Consider the following 22,128-nt stretch of genomic DNA (forward strand, 5'->3'; position numbering starts at 1 on the left):
ACCGCCGCTAGGCTGACGCCCGACAACGGCGATCCGACCGGGAACACCGGTCCGACAGGGGGTCACGTAGTGGTGGCAGACACGACCGGCAGGCAGGGCGAGACAGCGGGCTCGGCCGCAGTAAACGAACCGGCCGATGACATACGCGACGACGTGTCGTTCGAATTGGAAGACTGCAACGAGCGGCTTGCCCAACTCGTCGCCGAATACGCCGATGAACGTCCCCGGGGCGCCGCCATCCTGCGGTTGCGTCTCGGTATCGACGGCGAACGCCCGGAGACCCTGACCCGGATCGGCGCCCGCTACGACATCTCCCGCGACCGCGCCCGGCAACTGCACACCAAAGCAGCCGGAGAGCTCATCCGGCACGCCACCCGCACCGGAAGGCTGCCGGTCCCCGAATACGCGCACCGCTATCCTGTCACCGCCCGCGACTCCCAGCTGATGCGGTCGCTACTGACCGAAACCTATGCCACCGACACCGATATCGCCGCCAACGACCTGGCGTATCTGAAACTGCGGCTGGCCGGGCATGCGGCAGCCGACGCGAAACGCGTTGCGGGTTTCGTCACCCAGCGCATCGCCGCCTGGCGACGCAAAACCAACCACCGGATGACCCGCCTGCACGACCTTCCCTCAGCACCGGGCGACGCAGACACCTCCTGGCTTGCCCAGATCGACTGGCCCGGCGGCGCGGACCGCCCCGCCCCGCTACCCACCGGGTCCGCACGCGCCCTCGACCTCGACGACGACGGACGCGGCCGGTTCTACCTGGACAAGCTGGGGCGCGAGGTAGGCTTCGACTCCGGTCTGGAAGCGAGGCTGCTGCGCATCCTCAACAGCAGTGCACGGGTACGGACTTTTCAGGACAACCCCGACTCCGTCCTCTACCGCATCGGCGACGACGAGCGCGTCCACTTCCCGACCGTGGCCGCCGAGCTCACCGACGGACGCATCGTGCTCATCGACGTCCAGCCGCTCGGCCACGTCGCCTTTCACCCCAACCGGGCAAAAGCCGAGGCGGCACGTGCGTACGCGCACGACAACGGCTGGGGATGGCTGGTCTGGACCGGGAGCCGCCTCGGCGTGGCCGGGCTACGCGACCGCAGGGTCGGCTCGGCGGCCGCGGACACGCTGCGTGCACAGCTCGATCTGGGGCCGGTGCGCTGGCCGCTGCTACAGCAGCTACGCGCCGAGACCGGTCTGGACGTGCTCGATTTCGCGGCGCTGGTGCTGGACAATGCATGGCGCTGGGATCGGGGACCGTTCCGGCTCAGCGCACCACCATCGCCGCAGCGATGAACGTCGCGAGCAGCATCATGACGAAAATGGTGATCAGCTGCCAGTGGTTGATGGTCTGATGCAGGCGCAGGATCGTATTGCGCAGCGCATTGTCGCGCCGATGATAATCGTCGAGCTTACGGTTGGCCTCGGCCAGTGAATCGGCCTGTGTCTGCGCGAACTCCTCCGTGCGCTCCAACCGGGCAGTAAGCCTTATCAGCTGTTTCGACTTCTCGCGCACCGACCTTCGGGACAGGGCCAGGGCAGTGCGCTGGTTGACCAGTTCCTGACGCTGCCGCGCCAGCATCATCGCCTGCGTCTTGGTGTGCTGCTCCCAGTCGGTCACCGTTGCCCATCCCTTCGTCATCTCGTCGCGGTAACCCCAGGCGATATCCCCCGCCACCCACTGGCACAGGAATTCGCGCAATGCGTAGGGTTCCCGGCGCGGGGCCGCGAAACCACCCGAACCGATCTCCAGCATCCCGGCAACCACCTGGTATTCGCAGGCGGCCGGCGCCAGATCGGTGATGCCAAGAGCGGGCAGCTGCGCCACCCAGAATCCGGGCGCGCACAACCACAGCACCCCGTCGAAACCCAAGCTCTTCAACCGATCGGTGTGGGCTCGGGCGAGTTCCTGGGTGAGCGGCCCACTGCGCACTTCGATCGCGAACTGCCTGTCACCTCGACGCCAATAGACGTCGACGGTCAGCGGGCCGATTCGCCGGTCCACGACGGCCTCATCCGCGCCGAAGGCGAGCATCCGTGCGGCGAGCCAGAACTTGAGCCGCTGCACATCCCACTGGGTGTCGGTGCAGCGCGCGCACCGGCAACCGTAACCGAGCTGCGCGTCGGTGAACTGGCCGTTTCGCGCCGGATCCTCCGCGATGCCCAGTTCGGCCAGCATGGTCCGGCGCCCGCACGGAAGATCTGTCCGCTGCTTCGTTTGCATGCGACCACCCACCTCACCCATCCCTCTGCGAGCTGCGTGCCGCAACCCGCCCTCCAGGGTGCGTCAGACCGCGGCTTCCCGCTACCTTTCTGCTCCAGCAGTTACCCAGATGCGACTGATCCGCGACCAGCGCGGGCTTCCCGGCGCTGCCGTGCATCTCAACGAGCACTGTCGCCGGGGGCCAGGATGACGCGCACCACCCCGCGCAGCCAAGCATGCGCCGGGTCGGCGGTATTGCGGGGATGCCACGCCAGGGATATGGCCGTTTCCGGTAGCGGCAGCGGAATCTCGAACGGGCACAGGCCCAAGGAGGGCAGCGTTGTCGCGGCGACGACAGCCGGGGCGGGGCAGACCACCGCGCCGGAGCGCACGGCCAGCAGGGCGGTGGTCAGATCGGGGACGGTGGCCACGACGCGACGGGTGCGCCCGTGCAGGGCCAGCCGGTCGTCGATGGGGCCGCGGGCGATTCCCCGCCGCGACACACTGATATGCGCGGCTCCGGCGAACGCGGCAACGGTGGCACGGCCGGTGATCAGCGGATGATCCGGTGCGGCGACACCGATCAACCGGTCGCCGCGCACCCGCTCGATCCGGGTCTGCGGTTCGGCGTGGTCGATCTGGCCGACCTCCAGATCCACGCCGCCCTCCCGCAGCGCCGCCGGTCCGGCCGCGCTGTCGGGCACAAAACGCAGCGTCACCCCCGGCGCCTGGGCACGGACGGCGGCCAGCAGCGGACCGGCCAACTCGGGCAGGACCGCGTCACCGACACATACCGCGAAACCACGTGACAGCGCGGCAGGATCGATCGTGTCGCGCGGGGCGAGCAGCGCCTTACCCTGCTCGACCAGGGCGGCGACATCATGGCGCAATTCCAGCGCCCGCGGTGTCGGTACGAGCTGCCTGCCCGAGCGCACCAGCAGCGGATCGCCGAACACCTTGCGCAAACGAGCCAGCGTTCGGCTCATCGCGGGCGGGGAGGTGTCGAGCCGTTCGGCGGCCAGGGTGACGCTGTTGGTCTCCAGGAGCGCGTGCAACGCCACCAGCAGATTCAGATCCAGTTCGAGCACCCGCGGATCAGGTGTGCGGTGCCGGACCGGCCACCGGCGGCGTCAGCGGTTCGCGCGGCGCTCCGCTGCGTCGCCTGCCTGCCACCACGCGATAGGCGGCTGGACGCACCGGGCGCAGCCACTGAGCGGCGCGGGCGCCGAACGGCAGCCGGACGCCGAGATCGCCGAGCCGGTCGTCCAGATCGCGGATCGCGAACGGCGTAATACCTGTCCCGTGTGCGTGGTGGCCGGGGCTGCGCTCCTCCATCAGGTGCAGCCGCTGGTCGATCCGCTCGTTCATGGTTTCCTGCGGCGGCAGCACCAGATCGCCGGTGAGCAGGGCCGCGGTCCAGTGCGCATCGATTTCGGCGCTGAGCGCACTGACCAGTGACGAGTTGTAGCCCGCGAAGGTCAGGTGCGGCACGGTCAACGGCAGGATCTGGCGGTACAGCCGGAAATTGCCGTTGTCGTCGGCCAGCTGCCGCTGCACATACGGCGTCAGGAACCGCACTCGCTGCTGGAACCCGGTGGCGCATACGACGATATCGGCCGGGATGTGCTCTCCGGTGGACAGTTCGACGGCCGGGCCTGCGGTACCAGCCTGCAGCGCAGCCACGGTCGCCCCGCCGCGCACGGTGATCCTTCCTGCCGCCACTTGTTCGGCGAAACCTTCGGTGGCCAGCGCGAAGGTGGCCTCGGCGATCTGCTCGAAACGACCGTCGGGAACCAGATCGTGTTCGGCAAGCCCGGTGCGTTTCACCGCGAGTGCCTCGAGCAGATCCAGGTTGGCCTGGCGGAAGGAGCGGCCGGGGCCATGCAGGAAACGTTGGAAACGCCCGGGTTCGGGATGCGCGAAATGCGCTTGGCCCATCCGGGTCAGCATCAGCTGCTCGAAGTCGACACCGGAGGCGAGCTTGCGCGGCATCTTCCACAGCAGCCGCCGCGCCACCACGGTGGTCGAGACGGCGACATGGCTGATCGCCTCGGCCAGATCGCAGGCCGCCGCGCCGTAGCCGACCACGACCACCGATTTGTCGCGTACCGCTTCGGTGTCGAGGAACTGCGAGGAATGGCCCAGCTGCCCGCCTGCGTCGAAGTAGTCGTCCTCGCCGCGGAATTCAGGGACAGCGGGCTCGCTGAACACGCCGTTGGCGATCACCAGATGGTCGCAGGAGGTGCGGTGGATCCCCGTCTCGTCGCGGATCTCGAGCAGCCAGCCACCATCGACCGGATCGGCGGCGACCACCTCGGTCTGCAGCCGGATCTTGTCGGTGAGCCCGAACCGCTGCGCGTATCCGGCCAGGTACTCCTGCATCTGCCTGCCGTCGGGCACCCGCGGGTAGTCGGCGGGCATCGGATGGTCGGAGAAGTGATAGGTGTGCTTGCTGCTCTGTGCGCGTAAGCCCGGGTAGCGGCGGGTCTGACTCCACACGCCGCCTACGTCGGGGGCACGGTCGAACACCTCGACCGGAAAACCCTCTTCGCTCAGAACTTTCGCGCAGGCCAGGCCCGCGATACCCGCACCGACGATCACGATGCGGTTCCCGCTCCTCATGGGCAGGGAGATTACGGCCCCAGCGCCCGGCAGCAAAGCCGGGTCCGGTGCAAGGAGGTATAAGGCCAGGTCAAGCGGTTGATACCGATCAGTCTGTCATCGGCCGCCTCCGCTGCGCCTGGCGCGATTCCGGCGCCAGGACGAGGCCGCGGAACGGGTGACACGGGCGCCGATCGTGCTCTACTGGAGCTATGAATACCGTCACCGTCGAACGGGCCGGGCTGTGGGACGCCGAAGCCCTCAGCGGTGTCGCGGCCGCGACCTTCCCGCTCGCGTGCCCGCCCGGCGCCTCCGCCGACGATATCGAGATCTTCATCGGCGACGTGCTGTCCGGAGACAAGTTCGGCGAGTACCTGACCGACCCGTCCCGGACGGTGCTCAAAGCGGTCTGCGAGGGCGAGATCGTCGGCTATGCGATGCTCAAGGGCGGCAAGCCGGCCGACCCGGCGCTCGCGGCAGCGGTGGAACTGGACCCCGTGCTCGAGGTCAGCAAAATGTACGTGCTGCCGGGGCACCATGGCTCCGGGGTGTCGACGGCGCTGATGCAGGCGGCACTGGAACGAGCGCGTGAAGACGGTTACGCCGGGCTGTGGCTCGGCGTCAACCAGAAGAACACCCGCGCTCAGCGGTTCTACGCCAAACACGGTTTCGTCGTGGTGGGCACCCGGACCTTCGATGTCGGTAATCAGGTGCACCACGACTACGTGATGCGGCGGGCCTGTTAAGCGCACTCCGCGTCCGCTCCGGCCATGTGCTCCATGCGTACCTCCGCATTCGCTCCGGCCATGCGCTCCATGCGTACCTCCGCATTCGCTCCGGCCATGCGCTCCATGCGTACCTCCGCATTCGCACTGCTGCCCGCGGTCTGCCTATCTACCGCCTTTGCTTCGGGCGTGCGGCCTACGTACCTCCGCAACCGTTCCAGGCCTTCGCTCCCCTGCATTCCTCCGGCCGGTCGGGTCTGCGGATGGGCTGAGCTCGGGTGCGTACATCAGACCAACATTCGGGCCTTCAGTGCTGCGATCTCAGGGTCGGTCAAGCCGAGCCCGTTGTGCACGTACCGGTCGAAACCACCGTAGGTCTCGGTGACCTGGTCGAACGCAGCGTCGAGCCAGGACCGCTGCACCCCGCCCAGCGGGTCGTCGGCGCCGCGATACCGATTCGACAGCAGGTAGTCCTCTGTCACCGCCTGGCGGTCGACGCCGAGGACGGTCAGCAGTACGGCGGCGGTCCAGCCGGCGCGGTCCTTACCTGCCGTGCAGTGGAACAGAACGGCAGAGTCATCACGGCCGGATTCGATGACATCACGCAGTACGGCCGCGACGGCGGCACCCGCGTCGGGCGCGGTGACGAACGCCCGGTACAGGTCGGGTCCGCCCGCCAGGGTGGAGACCAGTTCGGGCAGCGGTGCGCCGCCGATGAGGTCGTACCAGTTGGACCGGGCGCCCGCCGGAATACGGTCGGGAGCCAGCGCCCGTTCATAAATGGTGCGCAGATCGTCGACGTCGCGCACCTTGCGGCGGCTCAGCTCGGCCAGATCGACGTTGGTCAGATTGCTGAGCTGGCCGGTTCTGTACACGACGCCGGTGCGCACGGTCCGGCCGTCGGTGGTGCGGTAGCCGCCGATATCGCGGGCGTTGCCCGCTCCGGCCAGCGGCACGGACCGGTCGAAGGCGACAGCAGGCGAGGTGGCGGGCGGTGCGGCCGAACCTACCGCGAGCGCAGGTCCGCAGGCGACGAGCGCGGCCACGAGTAGGGCTATCGGGACACGCGTCGAGCTAAGGACCATGGCGATGCTCCCGTCAGCGGCTGGTGGAAATCTCCCCGGTTGGTGTGCCGCCCCAGCAAACCAAGGCGAAACCCGCCTGGTCAACCCTTTTCGGGGACGATCGCGGGCGGCAAGCGGATCAGGCCGCGACTTCGAACCGCGACAGGGCCAGCAGCCGGGAGATGGCGCGCAGGTACTTCTTGCGGTAGCCGCCGTCGAGCATCTCCTGCGAGAAGATCTCGTCCAGTTTGGCGCCGGACACGGTGACCGGCACGCTCGCATCGTAGAGACGGTCGGCCAGCACCACGACCCGCAGCGCCACCGCCTGATCCGACACCGGGTGCACACCGGAGATGTACACCGCCGACACACCGGAGATCAGCGCGCCGTACTTCGACGGGTGCAGCGTGCTCAGATGCTTCAGCAGATCGTCGAAATCGTCGAGCGTGGCATCGGGTGTGTCCGCGGCTCGTTCGGCCAGCAACTGCGGGGAGGTCGGCTCCGGCGCGGGGGGCAGGTCACGGTGGCGGTAGTCGGGACCGTCGACCCGCACGGCTTCGAAGATCGAGCCCAGTTTCTTGATCTCGCGCATGAAGTCCTGGGCGGCGAACCGGCCCTCGCCGAGCTGACCGGGCAGTGTGTTCGAGGTGGCAGCGATCGACACACCGGCGGCGGACAGTTCGGTGAGCAGCCGCGAGACCAGCATGGTGTCGCCGGGATCGTCGAGTTCGAATTCGTCGATGCACAGCACGCTGTTGGCCGACAAACGCTGCACCGCATTGGTGAAGCCGAGCGCGCCGACAAGATTGGTCAGCTCGCCGAAGGTGCCGAACGATTTCGGTGCCGGAGCACTGTGGAAGATCGATGCCAGCAGGTGTGTCTTACCGACACCGAACCCGCCGTCCAGATACAGGCCCGCGCCTGCGATCTGCTTCTTCCTGCCGAACAGGCTCTTCTTCTGCGCCGTCTTGTGGATCTTGCCGACTCGCTCGGCGAACGCGCGCGCCGCGGCAACCGCCGCCGCCTGGCTCGGTTCGGCCGGATCGGGGATATAGGAGTCGAAGCTGACCTCGTCGAACATGGGTGGTGGAACCATCTGCGCGACCAATTGATCGGCCGGAACCTCCGGATGGCGGTCGACGAGGCGTTCGTGCATGGACGCAGCCTAATGACGTGGTATGAGCTGTCCCTATGCAGCGTATCCCCAATGCGACCCAGCTCACAGGACTCGGCGACGAGGACCTGGCACAGCTCTACGCCTACCCCGCCGGACTGGACCGGCCCTGGGTGCGGGCCAATTTCGTATCCAGTATCGACGGCGCCGCGACCAGCGACGGCACTACCAGCGGGCTCGGCTCCCCCGCCGACAAACGCGTCTACGACCTGCTGCGAGATCTCGCCGATGTGGTGCTCGTCGGAGCGGGCACGGTGCGCGCAGAGAACTACGCGGGCGCGCGTACCGATTCCGGTCGCAGACGGGCGCTGTTCGACCGGGGTTTCGGCGGCCACCGAGACGGTGCCCCGCCGCCGATCGCGGTGGTGACCGCGAGCTGCGCGCTGGACCCGGACGCGCGGCTGTGCACCGAGACCGGGACCCCGCCGCTGATCATCACCACTGCCGCCGCACCGGCGGACCGTAAACAGCGGTTGGTCGCTGCGGGCGCGGAGGTGATCGAAGCCGGTGAGCTCGCCGTCTCGGCACGGTCGATACTCGACACGCTCGCCGCGCGCGGACTGCGCCGGGTGCTGTGCGAGGGCGGTCCACACCTGTTCGGTGAACTGGTGGCCGACGGCGCCGTCGACGAGCTGTGCCTGACCATCACCCCACTGCTGGTCGGTGGCACCGCACCGCGAATCTCGGTGTGGCACGAGCAGTTCCGCATGGCGATGCGGCGCGCCCATATCGTGTTCGACGACGACGGCACGATACTCACCCGCTGGGTCCGTTCGTGAAACGCGCGCACGGACCTGGCAGGCTGTAGCGCATGCGCTGGACTCGGGCTGTGGTGCTGGCATCGGCACTTTCGATCATGATCGCCGGTTGCGGCGCCGGTCCCTCGGATCGGCCGGGTGTCGCCGTGGAACGTCCGCCGGTGCCCGGCGGCGCAACCACCACCGACGCTGTTCCCGCACCGCCGCGGCCCGGCGTCCCGAAGACGGACCTGAGCTGGCACCCCTGCACACAACCGACCTTCGACCAGTTCGGACTCGGCCCGGCACCTGCTGGGCTCGTGCTCGACTGCGCCGAATACTCGACGCCGATCGACGCGTCAGGCTCGGTGCTCGGGTCCTTCCGCACCGCTGCGGTGCGCGCGCGGCTGCCGCAGACCCCGGCCGACGCCGCGCCACTGGTGCTGACCTCCGGGGCGGACCGACCCTCCGCGGCCACCCTGGCGGGTTTGTCCGCAGGCCCGGCGAGCGCGCTGCTGGCCGCGCACCCCATTGTGGCCGTGGATCGGCGCGGGATCGGCGGCTCGCAGGCGATCGACTGCCTGCCCGACGACATCCGCCGCGGCCTGCACAACAACGGCCAGTTCGCACCCGGTGGCGATCCGGTCGCGGCCATGACCGAGTTCAGCCAGGACGGCACCATCGCCTGCCGTGACTTTCTGCAGCCCTACGACGGCACCTTCGATACCGCGCACGCCGCCGACGATATCGAGCAACTGCGCAAACAATGGCAGGTCGACCACATTGCGCTGCTCGGCACCGGCAACGGCGCACTGGTGGCGTTGAACTATGCCCGCAAATTCGGCGATCATCTGGCCCGGCTGATCCTCGATTCCCCCGTCGCCGTCAACGCCGATGCCGTGACCAGAGCCGAACAGCGCGTCCAGGGCGCCGAAGCAGCGTTGACCGCTTTCGCGCAGCGCTGCGTCGGAGTCGGGTGCGCACTGGGACCGGACCCCCGCGCAGTGGTGACATCGCTGGTCGGTAAAGCGGCGGCGGGCGATCTGGGCGACATCTCGGCAAACGCATTGCTGACCGCCGTGACCGGCTTCCTCGGCAGTCCGCGCGCCGACCAGGCCGCCCAGGTGGCCGAACTCGCCGACGCGCTGGCCGCAGCCGACCGCGGCGACCGCGGCGGATTGACGGCACTGATCCGAAGGGAAACCGCCGCCACCGCCAGTGACGGACAGTTCGTCAACGTCTGCACCGACACCCAGCAGCCACCTGCACCGGCCCAGGCCGCCGACCTGGCGAAGGCATGGGGCGAGAAATACCCGGTGTTCGGTCGCGCCGCCGCGATATCGCTGCTGACCTGCTCGGCGTGGCCGGCCAACCCGGCCCAGCCCGCGCTGGAGGATCTCGAATTACCGGTGCTGGTGCTGGCCGGAGTCGCCGATCCGGTGGCAGGCGCCGGGCAGGCATCGGTCACCGGTGTGCTCGGCACCGCGGGCGCCCGGCACGCGACCGTGAACTGGCAGGGGTGGGGGCATCCGGTAAGCGCTCATTCCGGTTGCGCGCAGCAGGCCGTGATCGACTATCTGAACGAGGCGAAACTGCCCGCGGACGGCACCGCCTGCCCCGCCTGACCGGCGGACCGACAATGGGTCCCGGCAACACTGGGGCACGATCCGGTGTACCGTGCCCCAGTGTTACTTCGACAGCTCGAGCCCCGAACAGCTCGCACCACCGCCGATGTGATCAAGTTCGCGCTTTGGCCGCTGGCGGTCATGACCGTGCTGAACCGGGTTTTCATCAAAGCTGTCAACGGTTTCATCACCGATGACTACAAGCCCGTCTACCAGGCCTCCCTGGATTTTCTCAACGGGCGCGCGGTGTACACCGCGAACTTCGATTCGGTCGACCCGCACTACCTGTATCCGCCCAGCGGCACCCTGCTCATCGCGCCCATCGCGATCATCGACTACGAGAAGTCGCGGTGGCTGTTCATCCTGCTGAACGCGGTGGCGATCCTGATCGCCTGGTATCTGCTGCTGCGGCTGTTCAAGTACACGCTGCGCTCGGTCGCCGCGCCCGCGCTGCTGCTGGCGATGTTCATGTCCGAGACGGTTATCAACACCCTGGTCTTCACCAACGTCAACGGCTGTCTGCTGCTCGGCGAAATGATCTTCCTGCATCTGCTGTTGCGCAGACGCGATCTGCTGGCCGGCGCGGTGCTCGGTCTGACGATGGCCGTGAAACCGACGTTGGCGCCATTGCTACTGGTCGCGGCGGCGCGCAGGCAATGGGGGGTTCTGGTCACCGCACTCGGTGTGCCGGTCGCGTTGGTCGCCGTCGCGTGGCCGCTGTCGAAGGACCCGGAGAAGTTCTTCAGCCACACCATGCCGTACCTGTTCGAGTCGCGCGACTACTTCAACAGCGCGATCGTCGGGAACGCCGAGTACTACGGGCTGCCGCCATGGCTCACCTGGGGTATGCGGCTGGGGATGGGTGTGCTGGTCGCCCTCACCCTGTGGCTGCTGTATCGCTACTACCGCGACGACGAGCTGTTCTTCGTCACCACCACCTCCGGTGTCCTGCTGACCGCCTCGTGGCTGCTGTCGTCGCTGGGGCAGATGTACTACTCGATGCTGCTGTTCCCGTTCCTGATGACGGTGGTGCTGCGGAACTCGGTGCTGCGGAACTGGCCCGCCTGGCTGGCGATCTTCGGGTTCATGTCTTACGACAAATGGTTGTCGGACCGCTGGCAGAGCCTCGGCCGCAACCTGGAATACCTGCGCATCACCTTCGGGTGGGGGCTGCTGCTGCTGGTGGTGTTCTGTGTGCTCGCCGACCGGTATCTGGCCGCCCGGCGGGAAGGGCGGCTGCCGTTCGGACTGGACCAGCCGTGGATGGCGTCGGCGCCCGACCCGCGTAACGGGACCGAAGAGGAGCCGGAATCCCACCCGGTTACCACCGCCGAACCGGCCGCCGGCCGTGCGACGACCCCCGCGGTGCGCAATGGGAAAGCGACGAACGAGGACGAGCGTATTAGCGTGGAGTGATGAGCTCCGAAACGCACGCGGCCGACAGCTCGCTGCCCGCTCCGCGTATCCAGCTGACCCCGCAGCAGTGGCGGACAAAGCTGAGCCCGCAGGAATACGCGGTGCTGCGGGAGGCCGCCACCGAACGACCGTTCACCGGTGAATACACCGACACCACCGACGAAGGCGTGTACACCTGCCGGGCCTGCGGCGCCGAACTGTTCCGCAGCAGCGAGAAGTTCGCATCGCATTGCGGCTGGCCGTCCTTCTTCGACCCCGCCGACTCCGATGCGGTGCTCCTGCGCCCGGACGATTCGCTGGGGATGCGCCGGGTCGAAGTGCTGTGCGCACGTTGCCACAGCCACCTCGGCCACGTTTTCGAGGGCGAGGGATACCGAACGCCCACCGACAAGCGGTACTGCATCAACTCCATCGCCCTGCGACTGAACCCCTCGACCAGCGCAGTGGAGTAGTTGCCGTAAACACACCCAGCGGTACGGTACGCAAGCTTCCCCCTGGGCGCATGCCCCGATTTCCCGGGGGGGGTGCGCCACAGGGGCAACCGCGTAGTCGGTCAGGGCAGGGCGGCGATGAGCTTTTCGACGTCGACGCGCGGGCCCGTGAAGAACGGTGTCTCTTCGCGCACATGCCGCCGCGCGTCGGTGGCACGCAGATCGCGCATCAGGTCGACGATGCGGTGCAATTCCGGCGCCTCGAAGGCGAGGATCCACTCGTAGTCGCCGAGAGCGAAGGAGCTGACGGTGTTGGCGCGCACATCCGGGTAGCCGCGGGCTTCTTTGCCGTGATCGGCGAGCATCTTGCGGCGTTCGTCGTCGGGCAGCAGATACCACTCGTAGGAACGGACGAACGGATACACGCAGATGTAGTTGCCCGGCTCCTCACCGGCCAGGAACGCCGGGATATGGCTCTTGTTGAACTCGGCGGGACGGTGCAGTGCCACATTGCTCCACACCGGGTCGCTCGCCCGCCCCAGCTCCGTGGTGCGGCGGAAATCCGCGTATGCGGCCTGCAGGTCCTCAACACGTTCGGCGTGCGTCCAGATCATGAAATCGGCGTCGGCACGCATACCGGCGACATCATAGATCCCGCGCACCACCACACCCTTGTCGGCGAGGCCGTCGAAGAAGGCCCGAGCCTCCTTGATCGCCGTCGCACGGTCGTCTCCCAGCACCCCCGGCCGAACCTGGAACACCGAGAACATCAGGTAGCGGATAGTGGAATTGAGGGCCTGGTAATCGAGTCGCGCCATAAGCCCATACTGCCACTACGCGGTCGGCGGCCCCTGGCCGGATGACCTGCCGCTCCGGCGGCGCGATCAGCGGCCGAGCGCAGTGAGCTGATCGGCGATCCGGCGAGCGGCCGCGGTGGCTGCGGCGACACAAGCCGGAACGCCGACACCGTGCAGGTACGCCCCGGCGACCGCGAGGCGCTCCACCTTCGCGACCCCGGATTCGATCGCGGCGACCCGATCGGGATGACCGGGAGCGTACTGGGCCAGCCCCCCGGGCCAGCGCTGCACGACAGCCGACAGCGGCGCGATCGGCATACCGGTGACGGTCGCCAGATCATCGGTGGCAGCAGCGATCAGTTCCTCATCGGTCCAGCCCAGCGGGGCATCGTCACCGAATTTGCCGAACGAGGCGCGCACCATGGCGCCGCGCGCGGCCAGATGCGGCCATTTGCGGCTGGACAACGTGAAGGCTTTGGCCCGCAACGGCTCCCCGGTGGCGATGAGGATGCCGGAATTCTGCGGTAACTCCGTGTCGCGAGGCAGTGCGAGAGCGACGACCGCCGAGGAGGACAGTTCTATCTCGGCGGCTGCTGCCGCTGCGCCGGGAGCGATACCGCGCAGCAGTCGGGCAGTCACCGGGGCAGGCGAGGCGAGAACAACCGCGTCCACCGCGCCGATCGGATCGACAGCCCAGCCCTGCCCGGACCTGTCCAGCCCCGTGGCGGCGGTGGAACAAACGAAGGTGGCGGCGGAAGCGGACGCCAACGCGTCGAGCAGCACCCGATAACCGTCTCGGATACCACCGAACACCGGATCCGTCGACGGTGGCGGCAGCGCCGCATGCACGGCGGCCGTCAAACTCGCCGCACCCGCATCGAGCGCTGCGGCCAACGTCGGTAGTGCGGCACGCAGCCCGATCGAGCGAGAACTCCCCGCGTACACGCCGCCCAGCAGCGGGTCGACACTGCGTGCCACGGTCTGCGCGCCGAAACGATCCGCGACCAGCCGATAGACATCGGTATCGGAGCCCGGCTCCCACGACAACGGCCGATCGGCTTCCGCAGCGATGCGGGCGAGCGTCTCGGCGTCCACCAGACCGCGTACCGACTCCGGGCCGGACGGAATACCCATCAGGGTTTTCTCGGGCAGCGGATGCGTACGGTCCTGCGACCAGATCAGCGGGCGAAGTCCGGCGGGAGTCACCAACTGCGCTGCCAACCCCAGTTCGCGCAGCAATTCCGGCACCTCGGGCCTGCGACCGACAAAAGCCTCGGCACCCAAGTCCAGCGGCTCCCCACCGACCTCACCGGTATGCAGGATTCCGCCCAGCCGGTTACGGCGTTCGAGCACTATGATCTCGGCCGCAGCCCCCAGAAACCCGCGCAACCGATAGGCGGCCACCAACCCGCTGATACCGCCACCAATCACTGCAATCCGCATGATGGGAGCTTATTGCCGCGACTTGGCCGCGGCTGGTTCGCCTCTCACAGCTCGTGCACCAACTCCACCAATGCGGTGAGCGCACCGGGATCGGTATCGGGCAGCACCCCGTGGCCGAGGTTGAAGATATGGCCGGTTGCGCCCATCGTGATCGCCTCGTCGGCCTCGGCCACGATCCGCCTCGCCTCGGTTGCCACGGCATCGGCACCGGCGAACAGTACGGCCGGATCGAGGTTGCCCTGCAAGGCTTTTCCTGGACCGACGCGACGCACCGCCTCGGTCAGCGGCACCCGCCAGTCCACGCCGACGACTTCGACGCCCGCCTCACCCATCGCACCGAGTAGTTCCCCGGTGCCCACTCCGAAGTGGATACGCGGGACCTCGGCGTCGGAGATTTCGGCGAACACCCGCTCCGAATGCGGCAGCACGAACTTGCGGTAGTCGGCTTCGGTCAGCGCACCTGCCCAGGAGTCGAATACCTGCACCGCGTCCACTCCGGCGGCGAGCTGGGCCTGCAGGAACGCGATGGTGATATCAGTGAGCACGCCGAGCAGTTCATGCCAGCTCGCCGGGTCGGCGTACATCATCGCCTTGGTGTGTTCGTGGTTCTTGCTCGGACCGCCTTCGACCAGATACGACGCGAGGGTGAACGGGGCGCCCGCGAACCCGATCAGCGGGGTCTGCCCCAGCTCGCCGATCAGCAGACGCACCCCCTCGGAGATCGCCCCGACCTCCTCCGGCCGCAAACGGGGCAGCGCGCGCACATCGCCTGCGGTGCGCACCGGATCGGCGACCACCGGCCCGACCCCGGCCACGATATCGAGATCGATACCGGCCGCCTTGAGCGGAACGACGATGTCGGAGAACAGGATTGCCGCGTCCACATCATGTCTGCGAACCGGTTGCATGGTGATCTCACACACCAACTCCGGGTCGAAACAGGACTCGAGCATGCCGATACCGGCGCGCACCCGCCGGTACTCGGGCAGGGAACGACCGGCTTGGCGCATGAACCACACCGGCCGCCTACCAGGAACAGCGCCGGTGGCGGCGGCCAGGAAGGGGGCATCGGTCAACCGGCGACGGGTGTAGGTGCTCACCATGGCTATCGTAGGCGGCCCCGGCGCAGCGGCGGACCCGAGCCGAGAATCACCTCCGGGCGAAGACGCCCCGCACAGACGCCGCATCGAGTCCAGCGGCGCGCCTCCGCCCGCCCCGCTGCGTTCGGGTCTACCGTCACCTTCCGTGACACCGCTCGACTTCCGCGACGGCGCCGCACCGACCGAGGATCCCGACGACGAACCTGCTTCTTTTCGTGCCGCGGTCGACGCGATGGGCACCGCAACCGTTCATCCCCGGATCGAGCTGGCTCCGATCCGCCCACCACAGCGCCTCGCTCCGTATTCATACGCTATCGGCGCCGAGGTCGAACACCTCGACACACCGACAGTGCCGACCGACTCCGAAGGAGACGCCTTCGGCAGACTGATCCTGTTGCACGATCCCCACGGGCACGAGGCATGGCACGGCACCTTCCGGCTGGTCGCCTATATCCAGGCCGATATCGATGGCGCACTGGCCACCGACCCGCTGCTGCCCGAGGTCGCCTGGAGCTGGCTCGTCGATGCGCTGGAATCACGCAGCGAACCGTTCACCGCGCTCGGCGGCACGGTGACATCGACCAGTTCGGTGCGATACGGCGATATCGCGGGTCCGCCGCGGGCTCACCAATTGGAACTCCGGGCCTCGTGGACCGCGAGCAGCACGCATATGCAATCGCATGTGGAGGCGTTCGCCGAGGTGCTCGCTTACGCCGCCGGGCTGCCCCCGGCAGGCATCACCCATTTGCGGCCGGACCCGTACACCGATACCGACCGCGATTGAGGGCACGTAGAGTTTTCCTCTATGCCGGTAGCAGAGCAGCCCGATCACCGCGCCGCGGCCGGTGGTGACGGGGATGGGAGCAACGCAGAGCCCACGACGGTGGACAACGATCCGATCGCTGCGGTTCCGCTGCTCGCGCCCATCGCGGGTGTGCCCCCGGTGCTCGACACCGCCGACGCGATCGCCGAGGCCGCGGCCGGTCTCGCTCGAGGTAGCGGCCCGCTCGCCGTGGACGCCGAGCGGGCGTCGGGCTTCCGCTACTCGGCACGGGCGTATCTGATCCAGCTGCGCCGCGCGGACGCGGGCACCGTGCTCATCGACCCGATCCCGGTGGTCGATGCGCTGGGGCCGCTGGCGGAGGCGATCAACCACCTCGAATGGGTACTGCATTCGGCCGACCAGGATCTGCCCGGCCTGGCCGAGCTGGGGTTGCGTCCCGCCCGCCTGTTCGACACCGAGTTGGGTGGCAGGCTCGCCGGTTTCGAACGGGTCGGGCTGGCTGCGATGGTGGAACGGCTACTCGGTCGTGAGCTACGTAAAGGGCACGGCGCAGCAGACTGGTCGACCCGGCCGCTGCCGGACGCCTGGCTCAACTACGCCGCACTCGATGTGGAACTGCTGCTCGAGCTCCGCGATGCGGTGGCCGCATCGCTGGCCGAACAGGGCAAAACCGAATGGGCCGCCCAGGAATTCGAATATGTCCGGCTCAGCGAACCCGCACCGCCCAAAGCCGATCGTTGGCGGCGCACCTCCGGTATCCACACGCTGCGCAAGGCCAGGCAATTGGCGACGGTGCGTGAGCTGTGGACCGCCCGCGACTCCCTGGCGCGCACCCGTGATGTGGCCCCCGCCCGGGTACTGCCCGATTCGGCGATCATCGCCGCCGCGGCGGCGCAACCACGCACCATCGCTGCGCTGCGCACGCTGCCGGTGTTCGGCGGCCCCCGCCAGCGCCGCTACTCACGCGAATGGCTCGCCGCGATCGAGCGGGCCCGCGCACTACCCGACAGCGAACTGCCCCCGACGAGCCAGCCCTACGACGGCCCGCCCCCGGTCAACCGGTGGGAGCGCCGCGACCCGGCTGCCGCTGTCCGGCTCACCCGCGCCCGCGCCGCGTTAGCCGACCTCTCGGCCGAAGTTCGCGTTCCGGTGGAGAACCTGCTGGCCCCCGACCTGGTCCGCCGCTTGTGCTGGGACGGGCTCCCCGCCTACGACCACGGCCCCGAATCGCCGGTAGAACTCGCCGCGGCCATCGACGTATTCCTGAAATCCGGTGGGGCCAGGCCGTGGCAGCGCGAAGTCACGGTCGGCCCTCTCACCGCCGCTCTCGCCGCACCTCCGGTCGCCGACTAGCCGGTCCGCCAGATAGTCGGCCACCCGCAAGATCATGGCGACCGCCGATGACGACGGCCGAGACGTAGCTCACTGAGCAAACCACTCGAGCCGCCGACCGGCTGCTGATTGCGCTGCCTACGTTCCTTGCGGCGGCAACGCGTTAGCGAGCGTCGAGCCAACCGGCAATGCGACGCGCGATATCAGGGGCGGTGAGACCGAGTTCCTCGCGGAGCTGGGCGATGCTGCCGTGGTCCAGGAACTCCTGCGGCACACCGAGATCCCGGCTCGGCACATCGAGGCCGGAGTCGCGCAGCCGGGCCGAGACGCTGGAACCGATCCCGCCGTGCACACCGCCGTCCTCCAGCGTCACCACCAGCCGGTAGTTCTCGGCCAGTTTCACGACGGTGTCGGAGACCGGCAGCACCCAGCGCGGATCGATGACGGTGACCGAAAGACCTTCCGGCTCCAGGAGTTCGGCGACCTGCAGAGCGGTCGGCACGAACGAACCGACCGCGACGAGCAGCACATCCCCGTGCTGAACCTGGGCGGGAGCGCCATCATGCTCGGGCAGCCGCAGCACATCGACGCCGTCGAGCCGTTCCACCGCCGGGATCTCGTCGACCACACTGCCTTTCGGGAAACGCAGCGCGGTCGGTCCGTCGGCTACGGCCAGCGCCTCGGCCAGCTCTTCGCGCAGCGTTGCGGCGTCACGGGGGGCGGCCACCCGGATTCCCGGCACGATACCGAGCATCGAAAGATCCCACATACCGTTGTGGCTCGCGCCGTCCTCGCCGGTGAGCCCTGCTCGATCCAAAACGAGCGTGACCGGCTGTTTCAGCAGCGCAACGTCCATCAGCAGCTGGTCGAAAGCCCGGTTGAGGAAGGTCGAGTACACCGCCACCACCGGATGCATGCCGCCGAGCGCGAGCCCAGCAGCCGAGGCCAACGCATGCTGTTCGGCGATACCGACGTCGAACATTCGTTCCGGGAACTGCTCGCCGAACGCCGAGAGACCGGTGGGTCCCGGCATGGCGGCGGTGATTGCGACGATATCGTCGCGGCGCCGGGCCTGTTCGATCAACTCGGCGGAGAACACCGAGGTCCAGCTGGCCGATTTCTTGCTCACCGGTTTGCCGGTCAGCGGGTCGATCGGACCGCAGGCGTGCATCTGATCGGCGATATGGTTCTCGGCCGGTTCGTAGCCGCGACCCTTCTGGGTGACCGCGTGCACCAGTACGGGACCCCCGAAATCCTTGGCGCGGCGCAGCGCCGCCTCCAGCGCGACGACGTCGTGGCCGTCGACGGGCCCCACATATTTGATCCCGAGGTCGCTGAACAGCTCCTGCGGGCTCACCGCGTCCTTGATGCCCGCTTTGACCGCGTGCATCATCGAATACGCCGAATCACCGACGCGCGGAATGCTCTTGATGATGCGTTTGCCCGCGTCGAGGGCGTGCTCGTAAGCGGGCTGAGTGCGCAGAGCGGTCAGCCGGTCGGCGAGACCACCGATGGTCGGGGCATAGGAGCGGCCGTTGTCGTTGACGACGATCACCACCGGCCGGTCCGGTGCCGCGGCGATATTGTTCAACGCCTCCCAGCACATCCCACCGGTCAGGGCGCCGTCACCGACCACGGCGACGACACGACGGTCCTGACCGGTCAGCGCGAACGCTTTGGCCAGTCCGTCGGCGTAGGACAGCGACGCCGACGCGTGGGAGGACTCCACCCAGTCGTGCTCGCTTTCGGCCCGGCTCGGATACCCCGACAGCCCGCCCTGGCGGCGCAAGGTATCGAACTGATCCTTACGACCGGTGAGGATCTTGTGCACGTACGCCTGATGACCGGTATCGAAGATCATCGGATCGGCGGGCGAGTCGAAGACCCGGTGCATGGCGATGGTGAGTTCGACGACGCCGAGGTTGGGGCCGAGATGGCCGCCGGTGACGGCGACCTTGCGCACCAGGAACTCGCGGATCTCCTCCGCCAGCTCGCGCAGCTGCGGCACGGACAATCGGCGCACATCTTCGGGCGTGTCGACCCGGGAAAGCACTCCCACCTGAACTCGCTCCCTCCGGATAGCGCATCTGATTCGATCAGTCTACGAAAGCCGCGACGGGTGACCCAGCACGGCGACGGCCGGGGAACCGATCGGCGTTGTCGACAGTCATGAACCCGGTAGCCGTCATCCAGCCTAGAGTGGTGCAGTGAACAGGCCTGTTCGTACGGACACGTAAACAGTGGCGGCACCGGATTGCAGCGTAACTCACAATCCCTGCCGACCTGCGTTTTCCGGTTTCATCCTTTCCGAAAACCGTAGCCGTGGCGAAGCTCGTATCCGGCAATACGATTGCCGCGGCGCCGCCTCTGATCGCGGCTGTACGTTCCGGGTTGCCGACCGGACGGCTCGCTGTCCGGCCCCGTAAACGACACAGAGCACGGTCCGGCCGCGAAAAGACGGCTACCTGCGGCTCGGCGTGGCGATCGGGCTCGGACAGAGCAGGGTGACGACGACAACAGGTGACGACGACAACAATGACGACAGCGAGGACCACAGCGTGAGCGAACACACCCTGGCGGGAACGGTCACCACCTTCGGGCACGGAATCGTGCGCGGCACTCCTGATCTGATGCGGGTCACCATCTCGGTGGAGACCCGCGCGAGCACCGTGGCGATCGCCTACCGGGAGGCGGGGGAACGGCTCTCGGCGGTGATCGGCTCGCTTCGAGCGAACGGAGTACCCGCCGGCGACGTCGCCAGCAGCGGGCTTTCGGTGCGCACCGAACAGACCTGGGTCGACGGTGGCGGGTCGAAGATCACCGGGTACCTGGCGAATGCATCGTTGACGGTGCTGCTGCGCGATATCGGCGGTAACACGGAACCGGCAGGCGGCGCCGCTGCCGGATCGTCCGATCGTCCTGGTGCGGCGAGCGGCGCCCGTCGTGATCCGGCGGCAATCGTCGCCGACTGCGTGGCGGCAGGCGGGGACGCCGTCCGCCTCGGCGGGCTGCAACTGACCTTCGCCGATCAGGAATCGCTGCTGTCCAGGGCCCGTGACCGTGCATGGGAGAACGCTCTGGCCAAGGCGCGCCAGTACGCGGCGCGCGCCGGGCGAGAACTCGGACGAGTGCTGCAGGTTACCGAGGAGACCTCCGTTTCCACGCCGACCACACGCAGCCGAGGCGCCACGGAGATCGCGTTCGCGTCCGCGGCAGTGCCGATCGAGACCGGTGAATCCGAGGTGGGCGCGGATATCCGAGTCACCTGGCAGTTGGACTGAGCAGCCGGAGGCCTGCGGCCGGAACGAGGTCGCATCGAGCGTGGTGTGTCCGTTGCCGGGTCACCGTCGCAACAGCGCAAGGCATTCGACGTGATGAGTGGACGGAAAAGCGTCGAATGCGCGCAGATCGGCCACACGGTAGCCCGCCGCGAGGTACAGGCCCAGGTCGCGGGCGAAGGCCGCGGGGTCGCATCCGACGTGGACAATGGTTTCCGGCCCGGCGGCGGTGACCGCACCGACGACGGCCGGGCCCGCACCCGCGCGGGGCGGGTCGAGTACCACCGCATCCGGCGCCGAGCCCGAATGTTCGGTCACCCACTGCTCCACGCGTCCGGCGTGCAAGCGCACCCACGGCATATCCCGCAGGGCGGCGGCGCCGTCGGCGACCGGGGTACGGGCGGATTCGACTGCCTGCACCGAACCCGACGGCCCCACCTGCTCGCCCAGCCGGGCGGCGAACACCCCGACGCCGCTGTACAGATCCCAGGCCGTGCCCCCGGCAGGCAGAGCGGCCCACTGGGCAACCTGATCCGAATAGCACTGCGCCGCGTTTCGGTGCGCCTGCCAGAAACCGGTCGCCGACAGTTCCCAGCGCCTGCCCGCCACGTATTCGACCGCCCGCCCGCTGCCTTCGCTGATCCGTTCCTCGCGGGGTCCGTGAGCGGCGGCGCGGCGGGCCGCTGCCAGCCGTCGCTGCGCGCCCGGTGATCGGTCAGCTGCCGCGGGCTCGCGCCCCGACCGGTCGCCGGCGGCTGCGCGCCGTTGCCTGCGGTCACGCCGCGACCCTGTCTCGGCGACCGGGGGCGCGAGCTCGACGATATGTCGCACTCCGTCGCCGTCCACAGTGACGACCAGGTCCGCTCCCGGCGTCCACAGCCGGTCCCCGATACCGTCCATCGCGCCCGGCACCGGCTGCGGGCAGCGCAGATCAGGGATCACCTCGGTGCTGCGATACCGGTGCGTCCCGGCCCGGCCCCGGCTGTCCACCGGCACCCGGACCCTGGTGCGCCACCCGGTGGTCTCCTCGCCCGCGCCCGTGATCGGTTCGACCGTGATCTCACGCTCGATGCCTGCGATCCGGCGCAGCTGCTCGGCCACCACCGACGCCTTCAGCGCGCGCTGCGCCGCCGGTGCGGCATGGGAGAAATCACAGCAGCCCGCACCACCGGGACCCGATACCGGGCAGGTGGCGGGCACGCGATCGGGGGACGGGTCGAGGATGTCGATCGCGTCGGCGCGGCAGAACGATCCGCCCCGGTCCTCGGTGACGCCGGCCAGCACCCGCTCTCCCGGCAGACCGTGCCGCACGAACACCACCCTGCCCTCATGGCGGGCCACACAGAATCCGCCGTGCCCGGGTGGGCCCAGCCGCACCTCGACGACCGCACCGCGCCAGTCCGTCACCACCG

The 22,128-nt window shown here is 68.4% G+C and carries 19 protein-coding genes; 9 read left to right on the forward strand and 10 right to left on the reverse strand.

Annotated features, from left to right (window positions below; translation table 11 throughout):
• Positions 1–72 precede the first annotated feature (72 nt).
• Positions 73–1,302, forward strand: coding sequence for a sigma factor-like helix-turn-helix DNA-binding protein (locus B0T44_RS04760; protein ID WP_245839487.1), 1,230 nt, complete (start codon positions 73–75; stop codon positions 1,300–1,302).
• On the opposite strand, the gene B0T44_RS04765 is transcribed toward B0T44_RS04760, so the two are convergent.
• From B0T44_RS04765 to B0T44_RS04775, 3 genes are all read right to left on the reverse strand, one after another.
• Positions 1,274–2,230, reverse strand: a complete 957-nt coding sequence (locus tag B0T44_RS04765; RefSeq protein ID WP_254854207.1) for a competence protein CoiA family protein — start codon at positions 2,228–2,230, stop codon at positions 1,274–1,276. The two genes, B0T44_RS04760 and B0T44_RS04765, sit on opposite strands and share 29 nt — an antisense overlap.
• A 158-nt stretch (positions 2,231–2,388) precedes the next feature.
• Complete coding sequence (locus B0T44_RS04770; RefSeq protein ID WP_175648058.1) at positions 2,389–3,297, reverse strand: LysR family transcriptional regulator; 909 nt, start codon at positions 3,295–3,297, stop codon at positions 2,389–2,391.
• 7 nt (positions 3,298–3,304) lie between these two features.
• The gene (locus tag B0T44_RS04775) at positions 3,305–4,831 is read right to left on the reverse strand and encodes a flavin-containing monooxygenase (protein ID WP_077117843.1); all 1,527 of its coding nucleotides are present in this window, start codon (positions 4,829–4,831) and stop codon (positions 3,305–3,307) included.
• 191 nt (positions 4,832–5,022) lie between these two features.
• On the opposite strand from B0T44_RS04775, the gene B0T44_RS04780 reads away from it, so the two are divergent.
• Positions 5,023–5,556: a GNAT family N-acetyltransferase gene (locus B0T44_RS04780; RefSeq protein ID WP_077117845.1), complete on the forward strand. Its 534-nt coding sequence runs from the start codon at positions 5,023–5,025 to the stop codon at positions 5,554–5,556.
• Between the two features lie 266 nt (positions 5,557–5,822).
• Here the strand turns inward: B0T44_RS04780 and B0T44_RS04790 are convergent, their stop codons facing one another.
• Together B0T44_RS04790 and zapE are read right to left on the reverse strand one after the other, a co-directional pair.
• The gene (locus tag B0T44_RS04790) at positions 5,823–6,581 is read right to left on the reverse strand and encodes a tyrosine-protein phosphatase (RefSeq protein ID WP_368025878.1); all 759 of its coding nucleotides are present in this window, start codon (positions 6,579–6,581) and stop codon (positions 5,823–5,825) included.
• Positions 6,582–6,738: 157 nt separating this feature from the next.
• Entirely contained in the window at positions 6,739–7,755 is a 1,017-nt protein-coding gene (gene zapE, locus B0T44_RS04795) for a cell division protein ZapE (RefSeq protein ID WP_077117851.1), read from the reverse strand.
• 35 nt (positions 7,756–7,790) lie between these two features.
• On the opposite strand from zapE, the gene B0T44_RS04800 reads away from it, so the two are divergent.
• The 4 genes from B0T44_RS04800 to msrB are packed head-to-tail and all read left to right on the forward strand — an operon-like array spanning position 7,791 to position 12,003.
• Complete coding sequence (locus B0T44_RS04800) at positions 7,791–8,552, forward strand: pyrimidine reductase family protein (protein ID WP_077117853.1); 762 nt, start codon at positions 7,791–7,793, stop codon at positions 8,550–8,552.
• Positions 8,553–8,584: 32 nt separating this feature from the next.
• Positions 8,585–10,135, forward strand: a complete 1,551-nt coding sequence (locus B0T44_RS04805) for an alpha/beta hydrolase (protein WP_077117855.1) — start codon at positions 8,585–8,587, stop codon at positions 10,133–10,135.
• A gap of 60 nt (positions 10,136–10,195) precedes the next feature.
• Positions 10,196–11,551: a glycosyltransferase family 87 protein gene (locus B0T44_RS04810; protein WP_077118096.1), complete on the forward strand. Its 1,356-nt coding sequence runs from the start codon at positions 10,196–10,198 to the stop codon at positions 11,549–11,551.
• The gene (msrB, locus tag B0T44_RS04815; protein WP_077117857.1) at positions 11,551–12,003 is read left to right on the forward strand and encodes a peptide-methionine (R)-S-oxide reductase MsrB; all 453 of its coding nucleotides are present in this window, start codon (positions 11,551–11,553) and stop codon (positions 12,001–12,003) included. The genes B0T44_RS04810 and msrB overlap by 1 nt, the downstream gene beginning before the upstream one ends.
• Positions 12,004–12,104: 101 nt before the next feature.
• On the opposite strand, the gene hemQ is transcribed toward msrB, so the two are convergent.
• The 3 genes from hemQ to hemE all read right to left on the reverse strand — a co-directional run bounded on the left by hemQ (position 12,105) and on the right by hemE (position 15,325).
• Entirely contained in the window at positions 12,105–12,800 is a 696-nt protein-coding gene (gene hemQ, locus B0T44_RS04820) for a hydrogen peroxide-dependent heme synthase (protein WP_077117859.1), read from the reverse strand.
• Positions 12,801–12,866: 66 nt separating this feature from the next.
• Positions 12,867–14,222 (reverse strand): protoporphyrinogen oxidase, encoded by a 1,356-nt coding sequence (locus tag B0T44_RS04825; RefSeq protein ID WP_077117861.1) that lies wholly within the window; start codon positions 14,220–14,222, stop codon positions 12,867–12,869.
• 44 nt (positions 14,223–14,266) lie between these two features.
• A complete protein-coding gene (gene hemE / locus B0T44_RS04830; RefSeq protein ID WP_077117863.1) occupies positions 14,267–15,325 on the reverse strand; it encodes a uroporphyrinogen decarboxylase in 1,059 nt (352 codons plus the stop codon).
• A gap of 142 nt (positions 15,326–15,467) precedes the next feature.
• Between hemE and B0T44_RS04835 the strand changes: the two genes are divergently transcribed.
• Positions 15,468–16,106, forward strand: coding sequence for a DUF3000 domain-containing protein (locus tag B0T44_RS04835; protein WP_077117865.1), 639 nt, complete (start codon positions 15,468–15,470; stop codon positions 16,104–16,106).
• A 21-nt stretch (positions 16,107–16,127) separates the two neighbouring features.
• Positions 16,128–17,459 carry an HRDC domain-containing protein gene (locus B0T44_RS04840; RefSeq protein WP_081511603.1) on the forward strand — a complete coding sequence of 444 codons (1,332 nt, stop codon included), beginning with the start codon at positions 16,128–16,130 and terminating at the stop codon, positions 17,457–17,459.
• A gap of 142 nt (positions 17,460–17,601) precedes the next feature.
• Here B0T44_RS04840 and dxs read toward each other — a convergent pair whose 3' ends face one another.
• Positions 17,602–19,497 (reverse strand): 1-deoxy-D-xylulose-5-phosphate synthase, encoded by a 1,896-nt coding sequence (dxs, locus tag B0T44_RS04845; RefSeq protein WP_077117867.1) that lies wholly within the window; start codon positions 19,495–19,497, stop codon positions 17,602–17,604.
• 445 nt (positions 19,498–19,942) lie between these two features.
• On the opposite strand from dxs, the gene B0T44_RS04850 reads away from it, so the two are divergent.
• Positions 19,943–20,719, forward strand: coding sequence for an SIMPL domain-containing protein (locus B0T44_RS04850; protein WP_254854208.1), 777 nt, complete (start codon positions 19,943–19,945; stop codon positions 20,717–20,719).
• Positions 20,720–20,779: 60 nt separating this feature from the next.
• On the opposite strand, the gene B0T44_RS04855 is transcribed toward B0T44_RS04850, so the two are convergent.
• Positions 20,780–22,126 (reverse strand): class I SAM-dependent RNA methyltransferase, encoded by a 1,347-nt coding sequence (locus B0T44_RS04855; protein ID WP_438269008.1) that lies wholly within the window; start codon positions 22,124–22,126, stop codon positions 20,780–20,782.
• Positions 22,127–22,128: the final 2 nt, after the last annotated feature.

Origin of the sequence: Nocardia donostiensis (assembly GCF_002081715.1) — a bacterium.
Lineage (GTDB): Bacteria > Actinomycetota > Actinomycetes > Mycobacteriales > Mycobacteriaceae > Nocardia > Nocardia donostiensis.